The organism is Streptomyces sp. NPDC003042 (genome assembly GCF_053591315.1).
Map to the genome: position 1 here is coordinate 23,455 of NZ_JBSFTP010000066.1, position 18,434 is coordinate 41,888.

Sequence of the window (18,434 nt, forward strand, 5' to 3'; positions counted from 1 at the left end):
CCCACAGTAAGGACGGACACCATGAGCACGATCCTCGTCACCGGAGGCACCGGGAACCTCGGCGCGCTGGTCGTCGACCGGCTGCGGGACAGGGGCCACGAGGTCCGGGTCCTCAGCCGTCACGCGGCCGAGTACCCGGTCGACCTGCGGGACGGCAGCGGGCTGGACGCGGCGATGGCGGGCGCGCAGGTGGTCGTGCACTGCGCGTCCTCGCCGCGCGGGGGTGACGACGTGGCCGCCGGGCACCTGATCGAGGCGGCCCGCCGGGCCGGGACGGTCACGAACATCGTCTACATCTCGATCGTCGGGGTGGACGTGGTGCCCTTCGGCTACTACGAGACGAAGCGGACGGTGGAGCGGCTGCTGGAGGAGTCCGGGCTGGGCGTGACGATCCTGCGCACGACGCAGTTCCACGATCTGGTGGCGCAGGTGGTGGGCATGGCGGCGAAGCTGCCGGTGGTGCCGCTGCCGAGCGGGGTGCGCGTGCAGCCGATCGCCGCCCGGGAGGTCGCGGACCGGCTGGTGGAGCTGGCGGTCCCCGCCCCGGCGGGCCGGGTCCCGGACATGGGCGGCCCGGAGATCCACACCCTGCGGGAGCTGGGCCGCGCGTACCTGGCGGCGAGCGGGCGGCGGCGCCGGGTGGTCGCGCTGCCGCTGGCGGGCAAGGCGTACGCGGGCTTCAAGCGGGGCGGGAACCTGGCGCCGTCCCACGCGGTGGGCCGGACCACCTTCGCGCAGTTCCTGGCGGCGCGGGGTCGCTGAGCCCCCGGTTCAGGGCCCGAACAGTACGTCCTGGGCCGCCTCGCGGGCGGCGAGGCGGGCGCCCGCGAGGACCGCCGGGCCGCCCAGGGACGTGGCGCGGACCTCCGTCGGGACGGGGGTCAGCGTGGTCAGGCGCCTGGCGACGCGGGCCGCGAGCGCGGGGCCGCCCGCGCGGCCGAGCTCGCCACCGAGGACCACGCATCCCGGGTCCAGGACGGCCGCGACGGCCGCCGCGCCCAGCGCCAGGCGCTCGGCCAGCGCGTCGAGGAACGGCTCCCCGGCGGCCCCGGCGACGGCCTCCTCCGCCGGGCCGTCGAAGCCGTGCCGCCGGGCCAGGGCGGTCACGGCGTCCCGGCCGGCCAGGGCGTGGAATCCGCCTCCGCAGTCGGTGGCCGAGGGCAGAGCGTCCGTGCCCGGTACCGGGAGGAAGCCGATCTCGCCCGCCCCGCCTGAGGCGCCCCGCCGCAGCCGGCCGTCCAGGACCACCGCCGCGCCGACCCCGGCGCCGAGCCACAGCAGGACGAAGGAGTCGAGGTCGCGGGCCGCGCCCAGGCGTTGCTCGGCGAGGGCGGCCAGGTTGGTCTCGTTCTCGACGATCACGACGGCGGGCAGGCTCCGCTGGAGGGCCGCGACCAGGTCCCGGTGCCAGGCCGGCAGGCCGGTGGTGTCACGGAGTTCGCCGGTGGCCGGGGCGACCAGTCCGGGCGCGCCGATGACGACGGTGTGCAGCGTGCCGGCTCCGGCCTCGTGGGCGGTGCGCAGCAGGGCGGCGACGGCGTCCTCGGGGGCGCCGACGGGCAGGGCGGCCTCGGCGAGGGGGTGGCCGAGGAGGTCGGTGACCACGGCCGTGACGCTGTCGACGCGGACGTCGAGCGCGGCCAGGTGGGCGCGGCGGGCGACGATTCCGTACAGCTTGGCGTTGGGGCCGCGCCGCTGTGCGCCGGACTCTCCCACGACCTCGATCAGGCCGGCCGCGGAGAGCCGGTCGACGAGGTCGGCGACGGAGGGACGGGAGAGGCCCGTCATGGTCTTGAGCTGAGCGGCCGTCAGGGGGCCGGTCTCCTGGAGGAGTCCGAGGGCGAGGCGGTCGTTGATGGCGCGGGCCGTGCTCGGCGATGCCGGCGAGGGGGCGGCCGGGGTGGCCTGGGTGGAGAGGGCCTGAGCCTTGGCGGGAGTCACGGCGCCCATCCTAGGGAGTTCGCGTCCGGTATCTATCAGGCAGGGTCCCTGATAGTTTAGCTGCCATGACCGGGGAAACCGACCTCAGCCCGGCGCGCCTGCGCCATGCCCGCCTCGCCATCGCCGCCGTCTTCTGCGCCCACGGCGCCGTCACCGGCTCCTTCGCCACCCGCATCCCCTGGATCCAGGACCACGCCCAGCTGAGCGCCGGCACCCTCGGACTCGCCCTCGCCTTCCCCGCCCTGGGCGCGGCGCTCGCGATGCCGCTCGCGGGACGGATCAACCACCGCTTCGGCGCCCGCACCGCGCTGCGGGCCCTGCTGGCGATGTGGACCCTGTCCCTGATCCTCCCGAGCCTCGCCCCGAACCTGCCCACCCTCTGCTTCGCGCTCTTCGTCTACGGGGCCACCTCCGGCATGTCCGACGTGGCGATGAACGCGCTCGGCGTCGAGACCGAGAACCGGCTCGGCCGCTCGATCATGTCCTCGCTGCACGGCATGTGGAGCGTGGGCGCGCTCCTCGGCTCGGCCGCCGGTACGGTCGCCGCGCACGCCGGAGCGGGCGCCCGGGTGCACCACCTGATCGCCGCGCTCGCGCTGACCGCGGCCGGGCTGGTCGCCGTACGCGGGGTGCTCGACCTGAAGGCCGGCGCGGACGCGCAGGCGCCCGCGCACTTCGCGCTGCCCCCGCAGTCGGCGCTGCTCATCGGCGCCATCGGATTCTGCGCGGTCTTCGCGGAGGGCGCGAGCCTGGACTGGTCGGCGGTCTACCTGCGGGACGTGCTGCACACCGACGCCGGTCCGGCGGCGGCCTCCACCACCGCCTTCGCACTCACCATGGCCGTCGCCCGGCTCGCCGGGGACCGGGTGGTGGACCGCTTCGGGGCGGTGGCCACCGTCCGGGTGGGTGGTCTGCTGGCCACCGCGGGCGGGGTGCTCGTGGTCACGGCCGGGCACCCCGCGACGGCCATGGCCGGCTTCGGGCTGATCGGGCTCGGCATCGCGGTGGTGGTACCGCTGGCCTTCGCGGCCGCGGCGCGCAGCGGACCGGCTCCCGCGCAGGCGATCGCCGGTGTCGCGACGATCACGTACACCTCGGGGCTCATCGCGCCGTCGGCGATCGGGGCGGTTGCCGACGCGACCTCGCTCGTGGTGTCCTTCGGGCTGGTCACGCTGCTGGCGTTCGCGCTGGTCGTGGGGGCCGCCGTACTGCGGCGGAAGCCGTCGGCGGCGGGGACCGCTCCGGCCGATCGGGACGAACCGGTCAGACTCCAGCCGTAACATGGACGACCGGCCGCAGCGGCACCTCAGGCGCTGCGGCCTCTGTATGTCGCCAGTCGTCAGTCGTCAGAAACGGAGCGAACATGGGCCTCGGCGTGCGCTGGACCCTGCACGGAGACGGGCGGACCCCCGCCCCCGGAGCGGTGGTACGGCCCGAGGAGCGGCTGTCGTGGCCGCGCACCGCCGGGCTCGGCGCCCAGCACGTGGTCGCGATGTTCGGCGCGAGTTTCGTCGCACCGGTCCTGATGGGCCTGGACCCGAACCTGGCCATCATGATGTCCGGTGTCGCGACGGTGATCTTCCTCCTCGCCACGCGCGGCCGGGTCCCCTCCTACCTGGGCTGCTCGCTCTCCTTCGTCGGCGTCGCGGCGGCGATCCGGGCGGGCGGCGGGGACAGCGCGGTGGTCACGGGCGCGGTCTTCGTGGTCGGCGCCGCCCTGTTCCTCTCGGGCCTCGCCGTCCAGCGGTTCGGCGCGCGGATCATCCACACGGCGATGCCGCCGGTGGTGACGGGCGCGGTCGTGATGCTGATCGGCTTCAACCTGGCGCCGGTGACGGCCTCCGTGTACTGGCCGCAGGACCAGTGGACGGCGCTGCTGGTCATGCTGTTCACGGGGCTGGCGGTGGTCTGCCTGCGCGGCTTCTGGTCGCGGATCGCGATCTTCCTGGGCCTGCTCTTCGGCTACGGCATCTCCTGGCTGTTCGACCTGCTCTTCGGCAAGATCCACTCCACGGCGGGCGGGCCCGAGGCGGTGGACCACTGGCGGCTCGACCTCTCCGGTGTCGCCAAGGCCGACTGGATCGGCCTGCCGAGCTTCCACGCTCCGGCCTTCGAGTGGTCGGCCATCCTGATCGCCCTGCCCGTGGTGATCGCGCTCATCGCCGAGAACGCCGGCCACATCAAGGCCGTGGGCGAGATGACCGGCGACCCGCTCGACGACAAGCTCGGCACCGCCATCGCCGCCGACGGCGCCGCGTCCATGCTGTCCACGGCGGTCGGCGGCCCGCCGAACACCACGTACTCCGAGAACATCGGCGTCATGGCCGCCACCCGGGTCTACTCCACGGCCGCGTACTGGGCCGCGGCCGGCTTCGCGCTGCTCTTCGGGCTGTGCCCCAAGTTCGGGGCGATCGTCGCCGCCATCCCGGGCGGGGTCCTCGGCGGAATCACGGTGATCCTGTACGGCATGATCGGCCTGCTCGGCGCGCAGATCTGGATCAACGGCCGGGTGGACCTGCGCAATCCGCTGAATCTGGTGCCGGCCGCGGCGGGCATCATCATCGGCGTCGGCGGGGTGAAGCTCCGGATCACCGACAGCTTCGAACTCGGGGGCATCGCGCTGGGCACGATCGTGGTCATCACCGGCTACCACGCGCTGCGGTACTTCGCCCCGCCGCACCTGAAGGAGCAGGAGCCCCTGCTCGACGCGGGCACCTCCGCCTACGGCGATCAGGACGGCCCGGACACGCCGCGTTGACGGGGTTTCGCCCGAACCGGGGAAGCGTACGGCCAAGTTCCCCGGATCCGCGTCGGCGCCTGCGACTCTGCAGCCATGGAAGCGGTGCTGGCGCGGATGCGCGCCCTGGACGAGCGGCTCCCGCCGCAGGACGGTGTCGCCGTCTTCAACCGGGTCTACCTGACGGTCACGGAGACCCTGCACCGGCGCATCGAGGTCGGGGGGTTCCCGGCGCCGGGGGCGGCACGGACCCTCAGCGTCCGCTTCGCCGAGCGGTACCTGACGGCGGTGGAGGCGGGCGCCGACGGGCACCGGGAGGCCCCAGCCTGCTGGCGGCCGCTGTTCCAGTACCGCCGGCACCCGGGGATCCGCCCGCTCCAGCACGCGCTGGCCGGGATCAACGCCCACATCGGCCATGACCTCGCGCTGGCGGTGGTCTCGACGTGCCGCGCCCTGGACTGCCCGCCGGCGGCCCTGGAAGCCGACTTCGACCGGGTCGGCGACACCCTGGTCTCGCTGGAGGAGCACATCCGCGAGGAGCTGATGCCGGGCCCCGACCTGCTGGAGATCGCCGACCCGCTGACCCACCTGATCGGCTCCTGGAGCTTGGAGCGCGCCCGCGCGGGCGCCTGGGCGGCGGCCCGCCTCCTGTGGACGCTGCGCCGCTCGCCCGAACTGGCCGAGGAGTTCCGCGAATCCCTGGACGCGGGCGTCGGCCTGGTCGGCCGCTGCCTGCTCACGCCGGTCCGGGTGCGCTCGGAAACCGGCTGGGCCGCCGTTCACTAGTGTCGTGCCGGGTACGCGTGCCGGACCCGGCGGACCACGGCGCCGCCGGACATGGATACGGGCCGCCACCGCGTTCGTGCGCGGGGGCGGCCCGTGTTCGGGGGATCCCGGAGGACTAGTCCTCGGGGAGTTCGACCGGGGCGATCTCGTCGTAGACGTCGCCCGGGCCCGGGTTGGTGGCGTCCGTGGAGCCGCCGAGGTGGTGCATGACGCCCCAGACCGCGTTCAGGGCGGTCTGGACCGCGCCCTCGGCCCAGCCGGCCGTCCAGGAGATGTCGTCGCCCGCGAGGAAGATGCCGCGCTTGTCCTCGGGGAGGCGGTCCTGCATGAAGTGCGTGAACAGGCGGCGCTGGTAGCGGTAGTGGCCCGGCAGGTTGGCCTTGAACGCGCCCATGAAGTAGGGCTCGTTCTCCCACGAGACGGTCACGGGGTTGCCGATGATGTGACGGCGGATGTCGACCTTGGGGTAGATCTCGCCGAGGGACTTCAGCATGACCTCCATCCGCTCGTTCGCGGACAGCGGCAGCCACTTCAGGCTGTCGTCGCACCAGGTGTACGAGAGGCAGATGACGGCCGGCTTGTCCGGGCCGTTGTCCAGCAGGTAGGTGCCGCGGGTCATCCGGTCGGTCAGCGTCATCGACATGACGTCGCGGCCCGTCTCCTCGTCCTTGTCGAGCCAGAACGGCCGGTCGACGGGGATGAAGAGCTTGCTGGACTCCATGTAGTGGGTGCGCTCGATCGCCGTCCAGTGGTCGATCGGGAAGAGCGTGTCGTCGCACGCGATCTTCGACAGCAGCATCCAGGACTGGGCGGTGAAGATCGCGGCGCGGTACGTACGGATGTCGCCGGACGCGTCGGTGACCGTGATGCGGTTGCCCGCGGTGCGGTGCAGGCGGGTCACCGCCGGGCGCGGGGTGCCGCCGTGGAGGGTGGACAGCGAGGTGCCCTGGGCCCAGTGCAGGATCTTCTCGGGCTCGCGCTCCCACAGGCGCAGCGGCAGCTGCTGCGAGCCGCCGACGATGCCGCGGTGGTGGTCGTCCGCCTCGGTGTAGACGACGCGCAGGATCTCCAGGATGGAGTTCGGGAAGTCGGTGTCCCAGCCGCCGGTGCCGAAGCCGACCTGGCCGAAGATCTCGCGCTTGCGGAAGGACTGGAAGGCCTCGGACTTGCAGAGGAACCCGTAGAAGGTCTCGTCGTCGAGCTTCTCGACGAGCTTGGCCCAGATCTCGCGGATGCGCGGGACGTCCCGCTCGCGCATCGCGGTGTTCATGTCGGAGAAGTCGGCGCCCTCGTCGAGGCAGGCGTTCCACGCGGCGGCGACGTCGCGGTAGACCTGCGGGAGGTCGGCGATGGTCTCGGCGTAGTGCGTCTCGCCCTTGAGGTCCACGACCGTCGAGGGGGTGGCCTCGGCCAGCGGGTTCGGGAAGGGCTCCGTGACCAGGCCGACGAGGTCGATGTAGTGCTGGAGCGCGGTGGAGGACGGCGGGAAGCGCATGGCGCCCATCTCCGCGGTCAGGCCTTCGGTGCCGGCGCCCTCGAAGCCGACGGTGCGCAGCCGGCCGCCGATCTGGTCGGCCTCGTAGACGACGGGCTTGAGGCCCATCTTCATCAGCTCGTACGCGGAGATGATCCCGGAGAGTCCGCCACCGATGACGGCGACCTCGGTGCCGTGCTCGGTCGCCGGTATCTGGCCCAGGCCCGCCGGGTGGGCGAGGAAGTCGTCGTACGCGTACGGGAAGTCCGGGCCGAACATGGTGATCGGGGGCTGTCCGTCGCTGTGCGGGACGGCGGTGGTGGGCACCGTGGACGTCATGGGGGTACGTCTCCTTGCGGCAGAGCAGGGGGGAAGGAAGAGGGCTTAGACGAGGGAGGCGTAGAGCCCGGGGCGGCGGTCGCGCAGGTAGGGGTTGTTCTCGCGCGAGGCGGCCAGCAGCTCGGGGTCGGCCTCGCCGAACACCAGCTCCTCGCCGCGGCCGGCCCGGGTGCGGGTGACGCCGTCCGGGCTCGCGAGGCAGCTGAGGCCGACGAACTCGAACGCGCCCTCGGGACCGGTGCGGTTGACGTACGCGATGTACATCTGGTTCTCGAAGGCCCGTACCGGGACGAGCTGCTCGGCGACGAACTGGAACGGGTGCATCTGCGCGGTCGGGACCAGGAGGAGGTCCGTCCCGGCGAGCCCGTGGGCCCGTACGTTCTCGGGGAACTCCACGTCGTAGCAGATCATGATGCCGATGCGGAGGCCGCCCAGGTCCGCCTGGACGACGGGGGTGTCGCCGGGGGTGAAGGCGTCCTGCTCGAAGCAGCCGAAGAGGTGCGTCTTGCGGTAGTTCGCGAGCGCCGCCCCGTCGGGGCCGATGAGCTGCGCGGAGTTGAAGACCGCGTCGCCCGACCGCTCCGGGTAGCCGTACAGGACGGCGATCCCGTGGCGGCGGGCGATCATGCCGATGGCATGGGCGGAGGCGCCGTCGGCCGGCTCGGCGCGGTCGGCGATCTCCTCGACCTCCAGCGCGTAGCCGGTCAGGAACATCTCCGAGGTCACGAGGAGCCCGGCCCCGCCCTGTGCGGCGCGCGCCGCGGCCTCGTCGAGTGCCTTGAGGTTCTCGGCGGTGTCGCCGAGCCGTCCGGAGCTCTGGAGGAGGGCGGTGCGCAGCGGGGGCATGGGCGTACCTCTGTGACAGGTGGGGAGGGGGTCCTAAGACGGTACGTTCGCGCGTTCGACCGCGACAAGCCGTCACCGTTGCGCTGAGAGCATCGATTCGTTGCGCGTTCCGGGAGAGAGGCGGCGATTCGTTGCGCGGAGCCTCCGCGGCCCGCGCCGGGGCCCTCCCAGGGGTCGAGCGGGGTCCGGGAGCCCTCGGCACAACCTGCCCGTGGCGAACGCGGATGATCAAGGCCGTTCTCCCGATGGAAGACCCGTCCCGTACCCGTACCCGATGGAAGGATCCTGGCGCCCCATGTCCACCGAGCACGACGCCTCCGCACTCGACAACCCCGTCCGGGCCGCGCAACACGCTGCGCCGCGAGCCGGTCTTCATCGGGCTGCGCGCACCGGTCGGGGCCGCGGCGGAGAAGGCTTGGCGGGGGAGCTCGTCGACGCCCCGCAGCGGGCCGGCGGGTACGGGCCGTGGCACCCGGCGTCCGTACGGGCCAGGGATGTCGGGCGGGCATCGGCGGGGAGGGGACCCGGCGGCAGGTTTCAGGGGGCGGCGAGCGGTCACACGCGGGGAAACCCACGGAAAGGAACTGCCATGACCGACGTCACCCACCTGCCCGGCGCCGCGCACCACCACTGGCAGTGGCAGTCCCGCGCGGCCTGCCGGGATCTCGGGTCGGGCCGCTTCTTCCACCCCGCCGGTGAGCGGGGGGACGAGCGGGACCACCGCGACGAGGCCGCGAAGCGGATCTGTGCGGCCTGCCCGGTGCGTGCGGCCTGCCTGGAGCACGCGCTGCGGACCCGGGAGCCCTTCGGCGTGTGGGGCGGCCTGACGGAAGAGGAACGCCGGGCCCTGCTCGCCCCGCCCACGCCACGGCTCAGGCCGGCGCGCCCGAGGTGAAGCGGCGGAGCAGGGGGGAGAGGACCAGGACCGACTTGGTGCGCTCCACGAAGGGCTCGCCCGCGATCCGCTCCAGCACCCGCTCGAAGTGCCGCATGTCGGAGGCGAAGATCTGGACGAGGGCGTCCGCGTCGCCGGTGACGGTCGACGCGGACACCACCTCGGGGTAGCGCGCCAGACCTCGCCGGATGTCGTCCGGCGAGGTGTTGTGGCGGCAGTACATCTCGATGAAGCCCTCGGTCTCCCAGCCCATCGCGGCGGGGTCGACGCGGACGGTGAAGCCCGTGATGGCGCCTTCCGCGCGGAGCCGGTCCACGCGCCGCTTGACGGCGGGGGCGGAGAGTCCGACTTCGGAGCCGATGTCCGCGTAGGAGCGGCGGGCGTCCTCGGCGAGGGCGTGCACGATGCGTTCGTCGAGATCGTTCAGTCGCACTGCGGGTGGATCACTTCTCTGCTGTGGCCAGTCGGGAGCGGCGGATGCCGTACAGGAAGTAGAACACGATGCCCGCGACCATCCAGCCACCGAAGACCTTCCACGTGTCCATGTCCAGGCTGAACATCATGTAGCCGCACGCGAGGAGGCCGAGGATCGGCGTGACGGGGAAGAGGGCCACCTTGAAGGTGCGCGGCATGTCCGGGCGGGTGCGGCGCAGGATCACGACGGCGACGTTGACGAGGCCGAAGGCGAAGAGGGTGCCGATGCTGGTGGCGTCCGCCAGCTTGCCGAGCGGGATGAAGGAGGCGAGCACGCCGCAGAAGAGGGAGACGATCACGACGTTGGCGCGGGGGGCGCCGGTCTTCGCGTCGACCTTGGCGAAGACCTTCGGGACGAGGCCGTCGCGGGACATCGCGAAGAGGATGCGGGTCTGGCCGTAGAGGACGGCGAAGACGACCGAGGCGATGGCGACCACGGCGCCCGCGGCGAGGACGACGCCCCAGAAGGTGTGGCCGGTGACGTCGGTCATGATCTGCGCGAGCGCGGCCTCGGTGCCCTCGAAGTCCTGCCACGGCATGGCGCCGACGGCGACGAAGGCGACGAGGACGTACAGGACGGTGACGATTCCCAGCGAGAGCATGATCGCGCGCGGCAGGTCCCGCTTGGGGTTCTTGGCCTCTTCACCGGCGGTGGAGGCGGCGTCGAAGCCGATGTACGAGAAGAAGAGGGTGGCCGCGCCGGCGCTGATGCCGGCGATGCCGAGCGGGGCGAGCGGGGCGTAGTTGCCGGCCTTGATGCCCAGGAAGCCGATGCCGATGAAGAGCAGCAGCGTGACGATCTTCACGCCGACCATGATCGAGTTGATCCGGGCGCTCTCCTTGGCACCGCGCATCAGGAAGACCATGGCGAGCAGGACGACGACCAGCGCCGGCAGGTTGATGAAGCTGCCGTCGCCCGGGGGTGCCGAGACGGCGTCGGGGATGGTGATCCCCAGGGTGCCGTCGAGGAGTTCGTTGAGGTACTCGCCCCAGCCGACGGCGACCGCCGCGACGGACACGCCATACTCCAGGACCAGGCACCAGCCGCAGATCCAGGCGACGAACTCGCCCATGGTGGCGTACGAGTACGAGTACGAGGACCCGGAGACCGGGACGGACCCGGCCAGTTCCGCGTAGGACAGGGCGGAGAAGAGCGCGGTCAGGCCCGCGATGACGAAGGAGATCGTCACGGCCGGGCCGGCCTTGGGCGCCGCCGTGCCGAGGACGACGAAGATGCCGGTGCCCAGCGTGGCGCCGATGCTGATCATGGTCAGCTGCCACATGGTGAGCGAGCGGCGCAGCGAGCCGCCCTCACCCTGGCCGCCCTCGGCGACCAGCTGCTCGACCGGCTTGCGGCGGAGCAGGGGGTGGGCAGGCCTGCGGGCCTCGGTGGCGACGGGCGGCGCCTGGCCTTGGTCGAGCACGGGGGGACTCCTTGTTCGCTGCGGATGGGGACTGAGGCGTCGACCGCAGCGGTCCGGAGCAGGCGCAGGCAGAGCCTGGCATGGGGGAAGACCGCCGAGCAGGCGGTCCTCGCCACTCCACGTACAGCGAGTGAGCCTACGAGCTGAGTGATACCGCCCGTAATGCACCATCCTTGCACATTGGCGAACGATCGTTGCGCGGATCTGTCCTGGATGGTCCTTTGTTGCGCGCGGATGATCGATCGCTGCGCAACCGACGTTGAGGACCCTTTTTGATCCTCCGTCAGGTCCGCCGCGGCACGCCGTCCTGGCCGACCGGATCCGGCCCGCCGGGTGGCGGCGTACCGGGCGACCGCCCGGCGCTCTGTACTTCCGGGCCCCGCCGCTGTCCTCTTACGTGAGGGAGCCCGTACCCGACGATCGGAGACGAAGAGTGAGAGCACGCGACCCGGGTGGCCCGGCATGACCCGCGCCACAGCCGGGGACCTCGGCTCCGACGGGCGGTGGCTGGATCCCGGACCGTTCCTGCGCGGCGTCGCCTGGCTGGACCGGGGCCGCCCCGTGCGCGCCGACCCGGCGGACACCGTGCGGCTGCCCTGGGACACCGGCGAGCGGGCCACGCTCCCCATCGGCGTGCGGTTGGAGTTCACCACCGCGTCGGCGCACGCCGTGGAGATCCGCTACCGGGCGACCGTGCCCGGCCCCACCGACGCGCTGCGCGACCTCGCGCACGGCTTCGCCGTGTGGAACCGGCACGGGCCGCTCACCGAGGTCTTCACCGAACCGGCCGCGGAGTCCGTCGTACGCCTCGAGCTGCCCCGGCGGCGCGGCCCGTTCCTCGTGTACCCGCCCGAGGCGCAGTCCCCGCTGATCCTGGCCCTGCGCGGCATCGGCGGCGCCCTCACGCCCGCCCCGACGGCCCCGCGCTGGGTCGTGCACGGCGACTCCATCACCGAGGGCTGGTGGTCCACCCGCCCCGCCCACGGCTGGCCGGCGGTCACCGGCCGGTCCCTGGGCTGGGACACGGTCAACCTCGGCTACGCGGGAGCGGCGCGCGGCGAGCTCGCCACCGCCGAACAGCTCGCCGCGCTCCCCGCCGACGTCATCACCCTCGCCTTCGGCACGAACTGCTGGACGCGGGTGCCCCATTCGGTCCCGCTGCTCTACGAGACCACCCGCGCGTTCCTCGACCTGATCCGGCAGGACCATCCGCGCACCCCCCTGCTGCTCCTCTCCCCCGTGCTGCGCCCCGACGCCGAACGCACCCCGAACCGCCTCGGCGCCACCCTGGGCGCCCTGCGCGACGCGATGGAACGCGCCACCCGCGACCGGATCGCGGCCGGGGACGGCCACCTCGCCCTGCTGCCCGGCCGGGACCTGCTGGGACCCGAGCACCTCGCGGACGGGCTGCACCCAGACGACGCCGGACACCGGATTCTCGGCCTCGCTGTGGCCACGGCTCTGCGCCGGGCCGGGTTCGACGGCGGGTGAGTGAGACAGGCCATACCGGCGAAGCTGAACAGGGTGCTCCCACGGCGCCGTGTTCTGCACACGTTGCCGCGGTTCCGGCGACGGACACGGCAGACACCACACGTGGGAGATCAACATGGGTATCAGGCGCGGAACTTCCCTGGCCGCGGTCGCGGTCGTCGTCGCTCTCGCGGCAACGGCCTGCGGCGGCGGCGCCACGGCGGGCTCGGGCGACACCACGAAGCCGGCCGGTGCCGCCTCGGTCCAGCCTCCCGCCGCGGACCCCGCCGCGGACCCCTACGCGAGCGCCGCGGGCTCCACCGGCGCCGGGCCCGCCGGGCAGCTGACGATCGCCGACACCGGGCAGCTCGGCCCGGTCCTCACCGACAGCGCCGGTTTCACGCTCTACCGCTTCGACAAGGACACCGCCAAGCCCCCCACCTCCACCTGCGACGGGGACTGCGCGAAGGCCTGGCCGGTGGTCGCGGCCGGCGACGTGACGGCGGCGGCCGGCATGGACCCGGCCGTGCTGGGCGAGGTGGTCCGCAAGGACGGCGGCAAACAGCTGACGGTGGCGGGCTGGCCCGCGTACCGCTTCGCCAAGGACACCAAGGCGGGCGATCTGAACGGGCAGGGCGTCGGCGGCACCTGGTTCGCCCTCGCCCCGGACGGCAAGAAGGCCGCGAAGGCGGCCGCGCCCGCCGCGCCCGCCCCCGGCACGGCCCAGGGCGGCCTCACCGTCGCGAAGGACCCCGAGCTCGGTGACCACATCGTCGACGGCAAGGGCATGACCGTCTACCGGTTCAAGCCGGACACCGCCTGGCCCATGGTCTCCAAGTGCACCGGCGACTGCCTGGCCAAGTGGCCGGTCGTCGCCCCGGCGGACAAGGCCGAGGAGATCACCGACCGCAACTACCTGGTCCTGGACCGCCCGGACGGCATGAAGCAGCAGACGGTCGACTGCTGGCCGGTCTACACCTTCACGGGCGACAAGAAGCCGGGCGACACCAACGGCCAAGGCGTCGGCGGCACCTGGTACGCCGTCTCCCCCGACGGCAAGCTGATCACCGTGAAGTAGCCCACCACACCCCCACCCCGAACGCGCGGTCCCCGCCTTCGTCCCCCTGGGCGGGGGCCGCGCACCCTCCGCCGCCGCAAGGCCGACGCGCCGGGCGGCTACCGGCGCCGAGCGCGCCCGGCTGGAGGAGGAAGCGAAGAAGCGGCGGGGCCGTGCCAGGGCGCTGGAGCGCTCCCGGAGGGCGACGAACGCCGCGCAGTACGGGCTGTCGAAGAAGCAGGCCAAGCGCGCCGAGCGTCGCGCCGCCAAGGGACAGGAGCCCAAGGCGGTGACGGTGCCCGGCGGGCACGCGACGCACGGTCGGATGGGGTGCCGAAGCAGGCATACCGGCGTGACCGGTCCCCGAACCGCCGGACAACGGAACCGAGCGACCCGGATGAGACGCGCCCCGTGCGCGACCACGCCGGAACGCCCGGTCCCCGCACCGCGTGCGGTCCACAGCTCACCCTCTGGTGAATTGCGGATCACGTCTTAAAATCAGCCCCATGCTGCGCGTACTGGCCGTCGACGACGAGAAGCCCCTCCTGGAGGAGCTCCTCTACCTGCTGCGCTCCGACCCCAGGGTGAGCAGCGCCGAGGGTGCCTCCGACGCCACCGAGGCGCTGCGCCGGATCACGCGGGCCCTGGAGAGCGGCCCGGACGGGTCCGACGGGATCGACGTGGTCTTCCTGGACATCCAGATGGCCGGGCTGACCGGGCTGGACATCGCCCGGCTGCTCGCCGGATTCGCCCGGCCGCCGCTCGTCGTGTTCGTCACCGCGCACGAGGGGTTCGCCGTACAGGCCTTCGACCTCAAGGCCGTGGACTACGTGCTCAAGCCCGTGCGCCCGGAGCGGCTGGCCGAGGCCGTCCGGCGGGTCCGCGCGCAGCTCGGCCGGCCCGCGGCGCCCCCCGAGCCGGTACCCCCGCGGGCCGGACCGGCTGGCCCGGAGGCCCGCCGGGCGGCTCCCGGGGTGAGCGTCGCCGACCGCTCCCCCGAGCAGATCGCGGTCGAACTGGGCGGCGTCACCCGGTTCGTGGCGATAGCGGACATCGCGTACGTCGAGGCCCAGGGCGACTACGCCCGGCTGCACACCGACGACGGCAGCCACCTCGTGCGGATACCGCTGTCCACGCTGGAGGAGCGCTGGGCGGCCCGGGGGTTCGTGCGCATCCACCGGCGCCATCTGGTGGCGCTGGGACGGATCGACGAACTGCGCCTGGACGCGGGCACCACGACCGTCCGGGTCGGGTCGGCGGAGCTCCAGGTCAGCCGTCGGCACGCCCGCGAGCTGCGTGACCTGCTGATGCGGCAGGCGACCGGCTGACGGGCCCGGCGGACAGCCGTACGCCTGCCGGTACGACCGTCCGGCGTACCAGGGCGCCGTTCGTCGCGCCGGGACGGGCGTACGGCGCCCCGCCGGGCCCGTCGGCCGCAGGGGCCGCCCGTCGGACCGCCCGCCCGGTCGGCCCCCGCGTATCGTGGATCTTCCGGGCCGGGAGGAGCCAGATGTCCGAGATCCAGGCGTTGCTGGACGCGCTGACCGGACTGCCGCGGACCCGGACCGCCGGACCCGCCGAGGCCGAGGCGCTCCTCGCGCGGCTGCGCAGCGCCGCCGCCCGCTGGGCCGATGTGCTGTACGACGCCCAGCAGGGCACCCGCTGCCACCTGCCGCCGCGCGCGGAGGCGGCCCTGACTCTGGCCTTCCGGCGTGCGGAGGAGTCGTACGTGGAGCTGGAGATCGCCCTGCGCGACTGCGCGGAGCACCGCGACCCCGCGCGCTGACCGCGCCTCGCGCCCGCGCCGGGGAGCCGTGGGGCTCGGCGTACCCGGGGGCCGGGGATCGTGCCGGATCGCGCCTGTTGCCGCGCGGCGGGCGGTGCATAGACTCCGGACACCCCTGCCCCTGCCGAAGGACCCCCGGTGAACCAGACGTACGCGCTGACCGCGGTCACCGTAGTCGTCCTGGTCACGGTGCTGGTGGGAGCGCTGGGCCTGCGCATCTCGCGGACGACCTCCGACTTCTACGTCGCCTCGCGCACCGTCGGCCCGCGCCTGAACGCGGCGGCCATCAGCGGCGAATACCTCTCCGCCGCCTCCTTCCTCGGTGTCGCGGGGCTGGTGTTGCTCCAGGGGCCGGAGATGCTCTGGTATCCCGTCGGCTACACCGCCGGGTACCTGGTGCTGCTGACGCTGGTCGCGGCGCCGCTGCGGCGCTCGGGGGCGTACACGCTGCCCGACTTCGCCGAGGGCCGGCTCCAGTCGCGGGCCGTGCGGCGGATCGCGGTGCTGTTCGTCCTCGGGGTCGGCTGGCTGTACCTGCTCCCGCAGTTGCAGGGGGCGGGGCTGACCCTGGAGGTGCTGACCGGGGCCCCGCACTGGGTCGGCGGGGTGGTCGTCGCCTTCGTGGTCACGGCGGCCGTGGCGGCGGGCGGGATGCGCAGCATCACCTTCGTGCAGGCCTTCCAGTACTGGCTGAAGCTCACCGCCCTGCTGGTGCCCGCCTTCTTCCTGATCGCCGCCTGGGCCGGGGACGGCGCGCCGCGCGCCTCCTTCGACGCCCCGGCCGTCTTCCGCGAGCACACCGCCGTCACCCTCGCCGAGGACATCCGGCTGTCGCTGGACGCGCCGCTCACCGTGACGGTGACGGGGCGGGTGGACGGGCAGGCGTACCAGGCCGTCCCGCTGACCCTGTCCGAGGGGCAGCACTCCGTACAGGCTCGTACGCGGCTGGAGTTCGCCGCCAAGAGCGTGGTCCCGGCCGCCAGCGCGGGGACCGACCGGAACGTGCCCGGCTGGGCGCAGCCGCTGTCCGGGGAGCGCCGCGAGCACCGGCTGTACGCCACGTACGGGCTGATCCTGGCCACCTTCCTGGGCACGATGGGCCTGCCGCACGTCGCGGTGCGCTTCTACACCAGTCCCAACGGGCGGGCCGCCCGGCGCACCACCCTGGTCGTCCTCGGCCTGCTCGGGGTCTTCTACCTGCTGCCGCAGGTGTACGGGGCACTGGGCCGGATCTACGCGCCCGAGCTGGCCCTGACCGGCGACGCGGACGCGGCGGTGCTGGTGCTGCCCGAGCGGATGCTGGGCGGGCTGCTCGGCGACCTGCTGGGGGCGCTCCTGGCCGGGGGCGCCTTCGCCGCGTTCCTGTCGACGGCCTCGGGGCTGACGATGGCGGTGGCCGGGGTGCTGCACCAGGACGTGCTGCCCCGGCGCGGCGTGGGGAGTTTCCGCCTCGCGGTGGTCGTGGCGATGGCGGTGCCGCTGGCGGGCGGGGTGGCGGCCACCCATGTGCCGGTGGCCGACGCGGTGGGGCTGGCGTTCGCGGTGTCGGCGTCCTCCTTCTGCCCGCTGCTGGTGCTGGGCATCTGGTGGCGCGGCCTGACCCCGCCCGGGGCGGTGGCCGGACTGCTCACCGGCGGCGGAGCGGCGCTGGGCGCGGTCCTGGCGACGCGGGGCGGGCTGGCCCCGGCCGGCTGGACGCACGCGCTGCTGGCCTGGCCGGCGGTGTGGTCGGTGCCGCTGGGCTTCCTGACGATGGTGCTGGTGTCCCTCGCCACCCCGTCGCGGATCCCGGCCGGGACGGCGGCGGCGCTGGCCCGGCTGCACCTGCCCGAGGACGTCGCCGGGGACCGCGCGGCGGGGGCCGCGCGGTGACCGGCGCGGCGCTCACGGCGCTGGCGGTGACGGGCGCGGCCCTGCTGCTCGGGCTCGGCTGGGCCCTGGGCAGGTGGCACGCCCGGCGCGGGGAACGGGCCGCCGGACTGGACCTGGGCACGCCCGTCGAGCGGGCCACCTTCCACACCCTGCACACCGCTTCGCTGGCCGCGCCCCCGCTGCGCGCCGGGCTCACCGAGGACGCCGCCCGCAAGGCCGCCCGGCGGCTGCGCTCGCTGCTCGGCACGGAGGCGCTGTGCCTGACCGACCGGGAGGCGGTGCTGGCCTGGGACGGGCCGGGCGCCGACCACCACGAGCGGCGGGCGATGGCCCGGGTGGCGGTGATGCTGGAGTCGGGGCGCAGCCTGAGCGTGCGTACGGAGTGCGAGCGGCCCGAATGCCCGCTGAAGTGGGCGGTGTTCGCGCCGCTCACGGGTGAGGACGGGGTGCTGGGAGCGTTGGTGGCGTACGGCTCGCGGGAGTCGGCGGTGCTGGTGCGGGCCGCGACGGAGGTGGCGCGCTGGGTCTCCGTACAGCTGGAACTGTCGGAGCTGGACCGGGCGCGGACCCGGCTGATGGAGGCGGAGATCAAGGCACTGCGGGCGCAGATATCCCCGCACTTCATCTTCAACTCCCTGGCGGCGATCGCGTCGTTCGTGCGCACCGATCCGGAGCGGGCGCGGGAGCTGCTGCTGGAGTTCGCGGACTTCACCCGCTACTCCTTCCGGCGGCACGGTGAATTCACCACGCTGGCCGAGGAGTTGCGCTCGATCGAGCAGTACTTGGCGCTGGCCGGGGCCCGGTTCGGGGACCGGCTGAAGGTGACCTTGCAGGTGGCGCCGGAGGTGCTGCCGGTGGCGCTGCCGTTCCTGTGTCTTCAGCCGCTGGTGGAGAACGCCGTCAAACACGGGCTGGAGGACTCCACCGAGGAGTGCCGGATCACCATCGCGGCCCGGGACGCGGGCTCGGAGGCGGTGCTCACCATCGAGGACAACGGCATCGGGATGGATCCGGCCCTGCTGCGGCGGATCCTGGCCGGGGACCGGGCGGGATCCGCCTCCTCGGGCATCGGACTGCCCAACGTCGACGAGCGGCTGCGCCAGGTGTACGGGGACGACTACGGCCTCGTCATCGAGACGGGCATCGGCGCGGGCATGAAGATCACGGCCCGCCTCCCCAAATACCGCCCGGGCGTCCACGGCACACCTTCCAGCCCCGCCTGGGGGTACCCCCGGACGGAGACCGGGGGGGTTTGAGGCGCACCCTCCAGCCCCGCCGGCGCTTGAGGCGAACCCTTCAGCCCCGCCGGCGCTTGAGGCGCGGGGGTCCGGGG

The 18,434-nt window shown here is 73.5% G+C and carries 16 protein-coding genes; 11 read left to right on the forward strand and 5 right to left on the reverse strand.

What is annotated here, in order from left to right; all coding sequences use genetic code 11:
• Positions 1-21 precede the first annotated feature (21 nt).
• On the forward strand, positions 22-762 hold the full coding sequence (locus ACWDYJ_RS27065) for an SDR family oxidoreductase (protein ID WP_451568192.1): 741 nt from the start codon (positions 22-24) through the stop codon (positions 760-762).
• 9 nt (positions 763-771) lie between these two features.
• On the opposite strand, the gene ACWDYJ_RS27070 is transcribed toward ACWDYJ_RS27065, so the two are convergent.
• Entirely contained in the window at positions 772-1,950 is a 1,179-nt protein-coding gene (locus tag ACWDYJ_RS27070) for an ROK family transcriptional regulator (RefSeq protein WP_451568193.1), read from the reverse strand.
• 56 nt (positions 1,951-2,006) lie between these two features.
• On the opposite strand from ACWDYJ_RS27070, the gene ACWDYJ_RS27075 reads away from it, so the two are divergent.
• The 3 genes from ACWDYJ_RS27075 (at position 2,007) to ACWDYJ_RS27085 (ending at position 5,464) form a co-directional block, all read left to right on the forward strand.
• Entirely contained in the window at positions 2,007-3,221 is a 1,215-nt protein-coding gene (locus tag ACWDYJ_RS27075) for an MFS transporter (RefSeq protein ID WP_451568194.1), read from the forward strand.
• A gap of 83 nt (positions 3,222-3,304) precedes the next feature.
• Complete coding sequence (locus ACWDYJ_RS27080) at positions 3,305-4,699, forward strand: uracil-xanthine permease family protein (RefSeq protein ID WP_451568195.1); 1,395 nt, start codon at positions 3,305-3,307, stop codon at positions 4,697-4,699.
• A gap of 75 nt (positions 4,700-4,774) precedes the next feature.
• Positions 4,775-5,464, forward strand: coding sequence for a DUF5995 family protein (locus ACWDYJ_RS27085; protein ID WP_451568196.1), 690 nt, complete (start codon positions 4,775-4,777; stop codon positions 5,462-5,464).
• 115 nt (positions 5,465-5,579) lie between these two features.
• Here ACWDYJ_RS27085 and ACWDYJ_RS27090 read toward each other — a convergent pair whose 3' ends face one another.
• Both ACWDYJ_RS27090 and ACWDYJ_RS27095 read right to left on the reverse strand, forming a co-directional pair.
• Complete coding sequence (locus ACWDYJ_RS27090; RefSeq protein ID WP_451568197.1) at positions 5,580-7,277, reverse strand: flavin monoamine oxidase family protein; 1,698 nt, start codon at positions 7,275-7,277, stop codon at positions 5,580-5,582.
• Between the two features lie 45 nt (positions 7,278-7,322).
• Complete coding sequence (locus ACWDYJ_RS27095; protein ID WP_451568198.1) at positions 7,323-8,123, reverse strand: carbon-nitrogen hydrolase family protein; 801 nt, start codon at positions 8,121-8,123, stop codon at positions 7,323-7,325.
• A 589-nt stretch (positions 8,124-8,712) separates the two neighbouring features.
• Here ACWDYJ_RS27095 and ACWDYJ_RS27100 point away from each other — a divergent pair.
• Complete coding sequence (locus ACWDYJ_RS27100) at positions 8,713-9,018, forward strand: WhiB family transcriptional regulator (protein WP_451568199.1); 306 nt, start codon at positions 8,713-8,715, stop codon at positions 9,016-9,018.
• Here ACWDYJ_RS27100 and ACWDYJ_RS27105 read toward each other — a convergent pair.
• Complete coding sequence (locus ACWDYJ_RS27105) at positions 8,996-9,451, reverse strand: Lrp/AsnC family transcriptional regulator (RefSeq protein WP_451568200.1); 456 nt, start codon at positions 9,449-9,451, stop codon at positions 8,996-8,998. The genes ACWDYJ_RS27100 and ACWDYJ_RS27105 overlap by 23 nt on opposite strands.
• Before the next feature lie 10 nt (positions 9,452-9,461).
• Positions 9,462-10,916 carry an amino acid transporter gene (locus tag ACWDYJ_RS27110; RefSeq protein WP_451568201.1) on the reverse strand — a complete coding sequence of 485 codons (1,455 nt, stop codon included), beginning with the start codon at positions 10,914-10,916 and terminating at the stop codon, positions 9,462-9,464.
• Positions 10,917-11,378: 462 nt separating this feature from the next.
• Here ACWDYJ_RS27110 and ACWDYJ_RS27115 point away from each other — a divergent pair, with 462 nt between their 5' ends.
• The 6 genes from ACWDYJ_RS27115 to ACWDYJ_RS27140 all read left to right on the forward strand — a co-directional run bounded on the left by ACWDYJ_RS27115 (position 11,379) and on the right by ACWDYJ_RS27140 (position 18,357).
• Positions 11,379-12,407: a GDSL-type esterase/lipase family protein gene (locus ACWDYJ_RS27115; protein ID WP_451568202.1), complete on the forward strand. Its 1,029-nt coding sequence runs from the start codon at positions 11,379-11,381 to the stop codon at positions 12,405-12,407.
• Between the two features lie 115 nt (positions 12,408-12,522).
• Positions 12,523-13,464, forward strand: coding sequence for an SCO0930 family lipoprotein (locus ACWDYJ_RS27120; RefSeq protein WP_451568203.1), 942 nt, complete (start codon positions 12,523-12,525; stop codon positions 13,462-13,464).
• 485 nt (positions 13,465-13,949) lie between these two features.
• Positions 13,950-14,771 carry a LytR/AlgR family response regulator transcription factor gene (locus ACWDYJ_RS27125; RefSeq protein WP_451568204.1) on the forward strand — a complete coding sequence of 274 codons (822 nt, stop codon included), beginning with the start codon at positions 13,950-13,952 and terminating at the stop codon, positions 14,769-14,771.
• Between the two features lie 182 nt (positions 14,772-14,953).
• The gene (locus ACWDYJ_RS27130; protein ID WP_451568205.1) at positions 14,954-15,229 is read left to right on the forward strand and encodes a hypothetical protein; all 276 of its coding nucleotides are present in this window, start codon (positions 14,954-14,956) and stop codon (positions 15,227-15,229) included.
• A 138-nt stretch (positions 15,230-15,367) separates the two neighbouring features.
• Entirely contained in the window at positions 15,368-17,101 is a 1,734-nt protein-coding gene (locus ACWDYJ_RS27135) for a sodium/solute symporter (RefSeq protein ID WP_451568206.1), read from the forward strand.
• Positions 17,098-18,357: a histidine kinase gene (locus ACWDYJ_RS27140; protein WP_451568207.1), complete on the forward strand. Its 1,260-nt coding sequence runs from the start codon at positions 17,098-17,100 to the stop codon at positions 18,355-18,357. Before ACWDYJ_RS27135 ends, ACWDYJ_RS27140 begins: the two co-directional genes overlap by 4 nt.
• The last annotated feature ends 77 nt before the right edge of the window (positions 18,358-18,434 follow it).

Bases quoted from the DNA above. Each gene is read 5' to 3' on its own strand.
- ACWDYJ_RS27065 (WP_451568192.1), top strand. From the start codon at position 22: ATGAGCACGATCCTCGTCACCGGAGGCACCGGGAACCTCGGCGCGCTG.
- ACWDYJ_RS27070 (WP_451568193.1), bottom strand. From the start codon at position 1,950: ATGGGCGCCGTGACTCCCGCCAAGGCTCAGGCCCTCTCCACCCAGGCC.
- ACWDYJ_RS27075 (WP_451568194.1), top strand. From the start codon at position 2,007: ATGACCGGGGAAACCGACCTCAGCCCGGCGCGCCTGCGCCATGCCCGC.
- ACWDYJ_RS27080 (WP_451568195.1), top strand. From the start codon at position 3,305: ATGGGCCTCGGCGTGCGCTGGACCCTGCACGGAGACGGGCGGACCCCC.
- ACWDYJ_RS27085 (WP_451568196.1), top strand. From the start codon at position 4,775: ATGGAAGCGGTGCTGGCGCGGATGCGCGCCCTGGACGAGCGGCTCCCG.
- ACWDYJ_RS27090 (WP_451568197.1), bottom strand. From the start codon at position 7,277: ATGACGTCCACGGTGCCCACCACCGCCGTCCCGCACAGCGACGGACAG.
- ACWDYJ_RS27095 (WP_451568198.1), bottom strand. From the start codon at position 8,123: ATGCCCCCGCTGCGCACCGCCCTCCTCCAGAGCTCCGGACGGCTCGGC.
- ACWDYJ_RS27100 (WP_451568199.1), top strand. From the start codon at position 8,713: ATGACCGACGTCACCCACCTGCCCGGCGCCGCGCACCACCACTGGCAG.
- ACWDYJ_RS27115 (WP_451568202.1), top strand. From the start codon at position 11,379: ATGACCCGCGCCACAGCCGGGGACCTCGGCTCCGACGGGCGGTGGCTG.
- ACWDYJ_RS27120 (WP_451568203.1), top strand. From the start codon at position 12,523: ATGGGTATCAGGCGCGGAACTTCCCTGGCCGCGGTCGCGGTCGTCGTC.
- ACWDYJ_RS27125 (WP_451568204.1), top strand. From the start codon at position 13,950: ATGCTGCGCGTACTGGCCGTCGACGACGAGAAGCCCCTCCTGGAGGAG.
- ACWDYJ_RS27130 (WP_451568205.1), top strand. From the start codon at position 14,954: ATGTCCGAGATCCAGGCGTTGCTGGACGCGCTGACCGGACTGCCGCGG.